This is a genomic window from Pseudomonas sp. 05N432 (assembly GCF_056396945.1).
The window spans coordinates 238,765-245,742 of record NZ_JBFTMM010000016.1 but is presented as its reverse complement, the minus strand read 5'-3'; the positions used below and the strand labels follow the sequence as shown (position 1 = coordinate 245,742).

Annotated in this window: 3 protein-coding genes; 1 reads left to right on the top strand and 2 read right to left on the bottom strand. The window is 58.2% G+C overall.

Going from position 1 to position 6,978, the window contains the following annotated elements:
* Positions 1-1,222, top strand: a 1,222-nt coding sequence (locus tag AC1DHT_RS19095; protein ID WP_477761431.1) for an RHS repeat-associated core domain-containing protein, incomplete at its 5' end; no start/stop codon positions are given.
* Positions 1,223-1,328: 106 nt separating this feature from the next.
* Here the strand turns inward: AC1DHT_RS19095 and glgB are convergent.
* Positions 1,329-3,563, bottom strand: coding sequence for a 1,4-alpha-glucan branching protein GlgB (gene glgB, locus AC1DHT_RS19090; protein WP_427536923.1), 2,235 nt, complete (start codon positions 3,561-3,563; stop codon positions 1,329-1,331).
* A complete protein-coding gene (treS, locus tag AC1DHT_RS19085) occupies positions 3,560-6,901 on the bottom strand; it encodes a maltose alpha-D-glucosyltransferase (RefSeq protein ID WP_427536925.1) in 3,342 nt (1,113 codons plus the stop codon). The genes glgB and treS overlap by 4 nt, the downstream gene beginning before the upstream one ends.
* Positions 6,902-6,978: the final 77 nt, after the last annotated feature.

The following is a 6,978-nucleotide window of genomic DNA, read 5'->3' as shown; positions in this document are numbered from 1 at the left end:
GATCAGCGAGGTGCGTTATCTGCCCGGCGTGGAAATCCGCACCCACAGTGGCACCGGTGAAGTCCTGCATGTCGTCAGCGCTGCCGCCGGGAGCAACAGTGTGCAAGTGCTGCATTGGGTCGCCAGACAACCCGATGACATTGCCCCGGATCAGGTGCGTTACAGCCTGGGTGATCACCTGAAATCCAGTACGCTGGAACTCGACCATCAGGCCAGGCTGATCAGCCAGGAATGGTATTACCCGTTCGGTGGCACCGCGTGGTGGGCAGGTCGTTCCGCAATCGAGGCCAAGTACAAAACCGTGCGCTATTCCGGCAAGGAGCGCGATGCGACCGGGCTTTATTACTATGGATTCCGCTATTACGCACCGTGGTTGCAACGGTGGATCAATCCGGATCCGGCTGGAGATATAGACGGACTGAACAGATTCCAAATGGTCAACAATAATCCTATGGTTTTTTTTGATTCTGATGGACTCGGTCGAACTCCTGCAGGTGAAAGAACACACATCGACGAATCGGTTCAAAGCAGCGAACCGACCTATTCATACTTTGACGAAAATTTACAGGCTCGCTTTGACTTACAAAAGGAATCGAGAAAACGATTGGACTTTATTGATAACAACATGCTGCACGAGCCTGTTAGAAAATATGGAATCAGGTCGACATATGGAACCGATGATTTTCAGAATGTGTTCCAACGAKAACTGTGGACGTTCAAGTCTAATTTCCGAAACCCAAACACCTCAGATTTTTTTGCAAACGATATCGCTAGATACCAATACACTCTTATCTCAAAAAAAGAAGGTTTTTTTGGGCACCTCCCCTCCCTCATAAAAAGAGACACTGTTATAAACAAAACCACACTAAAGAAAACAAAAAAACTAGAAAGTGGATCTGAGGAAATGCTCAGAACTTTTTTGGAAGAAACACCAAATGGAAAATCCACACAAAGAATTCTGAACGACTTTGGATTGAAGGCTACGAAGGTCGAGATAAACTACGACAAATATAATGATCACGCTGATTACTTCATACATGTAGTGCCTAATCCACTGCACGCTCACATAGTATCTGACAACGAACCAGCGCCATTGTTTTCAAATACCACTTCTCATCCACAAAGACAAAGAAATGGGCCACTTTCTTGTTTCCCAAGACTTTTTCGACGAACCCAAAGAGCCTCGCATAACCAAGTACCCAGTAGGATACCGAGCAACTAAAGAGACAGGTTGTATCCCTGACGCCATCGCGGGCAAGCCATGCTCCTACAGATTGGTCCAAAAAAACTGGACCACAACAGGCTTGCCCGCAATCAACGATTTAGGATCAACCCTCCGGCCGCAACATCAACACCGCCAACGGCGGCAGATTCAGCACCAGCGACAAGGGTTGGCCGTGGCTGCCCTCCTCTTCGGTCATCACACCGCCGCCGTTGCCATAGTTGGAGCCGGCGTAGATGCCCGCATCGCTGTTGAACACTTCATTCCAGTGCCCGCCAATGGGCACACCAATCCGATACGCCGGACGCGGCACCGGCGTGAAGTTCGCCACCACCAGCACCGGCCGCCCTTCCTTGCTCCAACGCAGCCAGGCATAGACGCTGTTCATCGCGTCATCGCCGATCAGCCATTGGAAACCCTGCGGCACATCGTCCTGATCGTGCAGTGCCGGTTCGGTGCGATACAGCTGGTTGAGGTCAGTCACCAGTTGTTGCACGCCGCGGTGTTCCGGGTACTGCAGCAAGTACCAATCCAGCTGCTGATCGTGATTCCACTCGCGCCACTGGCCGAACTCACAGCCCATGAACAGCAGTTTTTTACCCGGGTGCCCCCACATGAAACTCAGGTACGCACGCAAGTTGGCGAACTTCTGCCAGCGATCGCCGGGCATCTTGTCGATCAGCGAGTGTTTGCCGTGGACCACTTCGTCGTGGGAAATCGGCAGGATGAAGCGCTCGGACCAGGCGTAAACCAGGCCAAAGCTCAGTTCGTTGTGATGATGGGCGCGGTAGACCGGGTCCTGCTGAATGTAATGCAGCGAATCGTGCATCCAGCCCATGTTCCATTTGTAGTCGAACCCCAGCCCGCCATGCTGCGTGCCCTGGCTGACGCCCGGCCAGGCCGTGGACTCCTCGGCAATCACCAGCGCACCGGGCGCTTCGAGGTCGATCACATCGTTGAGGTGGCGGACAAAATCGATGGCTTCGAGGTTCTCCCGACCGCCATGGCGATTGGGTACCCACTCACCGGCCTTGCGTGAATAGTCGCGATACAGCATCGAGGCCACTGCATCGACCCGCAGCCCATCGACATGAAAGTGCTTGAGCCAGTGCAATGCCGACGCCAGCATGAAGCCATGCACTTCGGTGCGTCCGAGGTTGTAAATCAGCGTGTCCCAGTCCTGGTGAAAACCTTCCAGCGGGTTGCCGTACTCGTAAAGCGCGGTGCCGTCGAACTGCGCCAGGCCATGGGTATCGGTGGGAAAATGCGCCGGCACCCAATCGAGGATCACCCCGATGTCGGCCAGGTGGCAGGCGTTGACGAACGCGGCAAAGTCGCTGGGTGAGCCGTAACGGGCGCTCGGGGCGAATTGCGATAATGGCTGGTAACCCCAGGAGCCGCCGAACGGGTGCTCCATGATCGGCATCAGTTCGATATGGGTGAAACCGAGTTTCTGCACGTAAGGGATCAGATGTTCGGCCAACTCGCCCCAATGGTATTGGCGCGCCACTTCACCGACGTCATCCACTTCGCACTGCCAGGAACCGGCATGCAGCTCATAGATCGACAGCGGTGCGCTCGGCCGGTGGCGCTCGCCGCGTGTCTGCATCCAGTCCTGATCCTGCCAATCGATACGCAACGGTGAGGCGACTTTCGAGGCGGTGTCCGGCGGTAGCTGTGTCGCCAGGGCCATGGGGTCAGCCTTGAGCGGCAGAATCCCGTGGGCGCCGAGAATTTCGTACTTGTACGCCTCCCCCGCCTGCAAGCGCGGAACAAACAGCTCCCACACGCCGGACGGATGGCGCAGCCGCATCGGGTGACGACGACCATCCCAGACGTTGAAATCACCGACCACCGAGACCCGCCGGGCATTCGGCGCCCACACGGCAAAACGCACGCCGTCGACACCCTCGACATTTTTCAACTGCGCGCCCAGACACGCACTGAGATCCCGGTGATTGCCCTCGGCGAACAGATACAAATCCATCTCGCCCAACAACGGACCGAAGCTGTAAGGGTCCTCTGCGGTTTGCTCGCCACCCGCCCATCGGGTGCGCAACAGGTAAGCCCGGGACTGGTCAAAATGCCCGACGAACAACCCCGGCACTTCGGTCGGGTTCAAGCTGCCGAGCTCTTCGCCGGAGTCACGGGCAATCACCTGCACGCTCAAGGCGTCCGGCAGGTAGGCACGAATGAACTGACCGCCGGCCCCATCTGCATGGGGCCCGAGTATCGCGAACGGATCCTGATGCTCGGCGCGCACCAGCGCCTCAATGTCTCGCGCCGCCGGCAGCAGCGCTTCTTTCACCCGTCCCTGCTCCCTCAATGATGGCTCCGTCATGACTGCTCTCCACTCACATAGGAAAAGGGTTTGAGCCCACTCAACAACCCGTATAAACCGTGCAATGGCACGGGCAACCAGGTGGGACGATTTTCGGCTTCATACCCCACTTCATAGGCCGCCTTCTCCAGGCAGAACAACGCCAGTGCGGCGTCTTCGGCTGCAGGATCCTGCCAGGCATGAGCAAGACTAGCCGTTGCCTGCCGATACGCCTGAACAAACGCTGCCGTGGCCTCACGCAAATAACGTTCCGTCACCCGCTGACGTGCCGCCAGTGTCTGCGCGGTGACTTCAACCCCTTGCCCGTCCAGGGCCATCGCCGCCGCGTAATCGAACGAACGCAGCACGCCGCTGACATCCTTGTATGGACTGTGTTTGCCCCTTCGCTCATGCAATGGCCGCGCCGGTTCCCCCTCGAAATCGATCAGGTAGGCATCACCCTTGATCACCAGCACCTGGCCCAGGTGCAGATCACCGTGGACACGCATCTGCAAACCGCCCACCGCTTTTGCCGCCAGTTCCTGAATGTGCCTGAGGATGGCTCTCTTCTGCTCCTGCAAACGCACCACCAACACCTGGTCCTCCGGGCTCAGCCGGGCCTGATGCTGTTTGAGCAACTGCAAGGCGTGCTCCAGCTGTGCAGCAATGGCTTTGGCCAATGCCTGCTGATCCTTGTGCGTACTGACCCGCGAACCAAACGCCGGATTGTCACCCGGCGCGGCCAGTAGCTGGTGCATTTCCCCGAGTCGCTGTCCGAGCATGCCAGCGAAATCTTTCAATTCACCGAGCGCGTTGTAGTGCTGTTCCTGCTCGGACATGGCCTCGGCCAACTCATCGCGAATGGCCCGCTCAAGGTTGTTCTGGGTCCATTCCCAGGCATCGCCCTGATTGCTCAGATACCCTTGGGCGATCATCAACAGCGTGTCTTCACCTTGCCGATCACGGCGAATCACCGAGCCGAGCAACGGTGAAATATGCTTGAACCCGGCGGCGGTCAGGTAAGCGCTCATCTCCAGTTCCGGGTGTACGCCGCTGGCGACTTTGCGGATCAGCTTGAGCACCACGCTGCCGCCAATCACCGCGGAGCTGTTGGATTGCTCGGCCGACAAATAGCGCACGTCGCAGTCCGCCTCCAGCTTGAGGTCCGCCAGCCCGACAGTCGGTTCGAAACGAATCTCGCCGTCACTGGCGTCCAGCACCGTGTGCGCCTGCATCGCCTGGATCACCGCACGAATGAAACTGTCGAGGCTGAACGCGTCCGTCACCAAGCCCACTTGCCGCCCGCGCCGAACTCGCGCCAACGCCAGTTGCTGCGGCAATGCGGCGCCCACCTGGTCTTCGGCGAGAAACCCGAACGGCAGTTGATAACGGCTGGCCTGACCGTCGCTGACCACCTCGATTTCGCTGAACAGCACCGGATGCAGCGGATCACCAAAACGCACACCGTAAGCGATGTGCACCGTTTCGATACGGGAGTCCTTGCCGGCGAACCAACGTCGATTGTGCAACCAGCTCGGCAAAGCGCTTTGCTCCAGAATGGTGCGCGACGGTGCTTCGAGCAGCTCTTCCATGCGCTTTTTCAGGACCAGGGTGGTGAAGTCCGGCAAGCTTTGCGCAGGCTCGACATGCCAGCTCGGCATCTGGTTTTCCGCCGCCAGCACAAACCAGTAAAAGCCGTACGGCGCCAGGGTCAGCAGAAAGTTGAGCTGGCCAATCGGCGGGAACGCGTTGCCGCCGAGCATTTCCACAGGAACCATGCCAGCGAAAGCCGAAAGGTCCAGCTCGGCCGCCTGGGCACTGCGCGAAACGTTTGCCACGCAAAGGATGATCTCGTGTTTACCGTCATCACCGGTGTATTCACGGGTATACGCCAGAATCCGCCGGTTGCTCGGCGAGAGCATTTTCAAGCTGCCCCGACCGAAGGCCTTGGACTGCTTGCGGATCGCCAACATGCGCCGGGTCCAGTTCAGCAATGAATGCGGGTCGCCAGCCTGGGTTTCGACGTTCACCGACAGGTAACCGTAGAGCGGGTCCATGATCGGCGGCAGCACCAGGCTCGCCGGGTCGGCGCGGGAAAACCCGCCATTACGGTCGATCGACCACTGCATCGGCGTGCGCACGCCATCGCGGTCGCCGAGATAGATATTGTCGCCCATGCCGATTTCGTCGCCGTAGTACAGCGTCGGCGTCCCGGGCATCGACAGCAGCAGGCTGTTGAGCAGCTCGACGCGGCGCCGGTCACGCTCCATCAGCGGTGCCAGGCGTCGACGAATGCCGAGGTTGATCCGCGCGCGGCGGTCAGCCGCGTAGTAGTTCCACAGGTAATCGCGCTCCTTGTCGGTGACCATCTCCAGGGTCAGCTCATCATGGTTGCGCAGGAAAATCGCCCATTGGCAGTTGGCCGGAATCTCCGGCGTCTGGCGCAGGATATCGGTGATCGGAAAACGGTCTTCCTGGGCCAGCGCCATGTACATGCGCGGCATCAGTGGGAAGTGAAAGGCCATGTGGCATTCGTCGCCGTTATCGCCCTTGGTGTCTCCGAAATACAGTTGGGTGTCTTCCGGCCACTGGTTGGCTTCGGCCAGCAGCATGCGATCCGGGTAATGGGCGTCGATCTCGGCGCGAATCCGCTTGAGCACCGCATGGGTTTCGGGCAGGTTCTCGTTGTTGGTGCCGTCACGCTCGATCAGGTAGGGAATCGCATCCAGGCGCAGGCCGTCGATGCCCAGGTCCAGCCAATAGCGCATCACCGAGAGCACGGCTTTCATGACCTGCGGGTTATCGAAGTTCAGGTCCGGTTGATGGGAATAGAAGCGGTGCCAGAAGTACTGGCCGGCCACCGGGTCCCAGGTCCAGTTGGACTTCTCGGTGTCGAGAAAAATGACCCGCGTGCCGTCGTACTTTTGATCGTCATCGGACCAGACATAAAAGTCCCGCGCCTTTGAACCTGGCTTGGCCTTGCGCGCCCGTTGAAACCAGGGATGTTGATCGGAGGTGTGGTTGATGACCAACTCGGTGATCACCCGCAAGCCTCGATTGTGAGCCTCGGCTATAAAGCGCTTGGCGTCGGTGAGCGTTCCGTAGTCGCGGTGTACGCCACGGTATTCGGCAATGTCGTAGCCATCGTCGCGACGTGGAGAGGGGTAAAACGGCAGCAACCAAATGGTGTTGACGCCCAGATCGGCGATGTAATCCAGTTTGGCGATCAAACCGGGAAAGTCGCCGATTCCATCGTTGTTGGAGTCGAAATAAGACTTTACGTGAACCTGATAAATCACCGCATCCTTGTACCAGAGCGGGTCATTGCTGAAGGTGGCTGACCTGGGTTTCTTCGCCATTGGAAACTCCTGAGTACAGTGAGAACCTGTGGGAGCGAGCCTGCTCGCGATGACGGCATGACACCCACCATCAATGC

What these genes read in the sequence shown, in the direction of transcription:
- glgB (WP_427536923.1), bottom strand. Translation starts at nt 3,563, where the DNA reads ATGACGGAGCCATCATTGAGGGAGCAGGGACGGGTGAAAGAAGCGCTG.
- treS (WP_427536925.1), bottom strand. Translation starts at nt 6,901, where the DNA reads ATGGCGAAGAAACCCAGGTCAGCCACCTTCAGCAATGACCCGCTCTGG.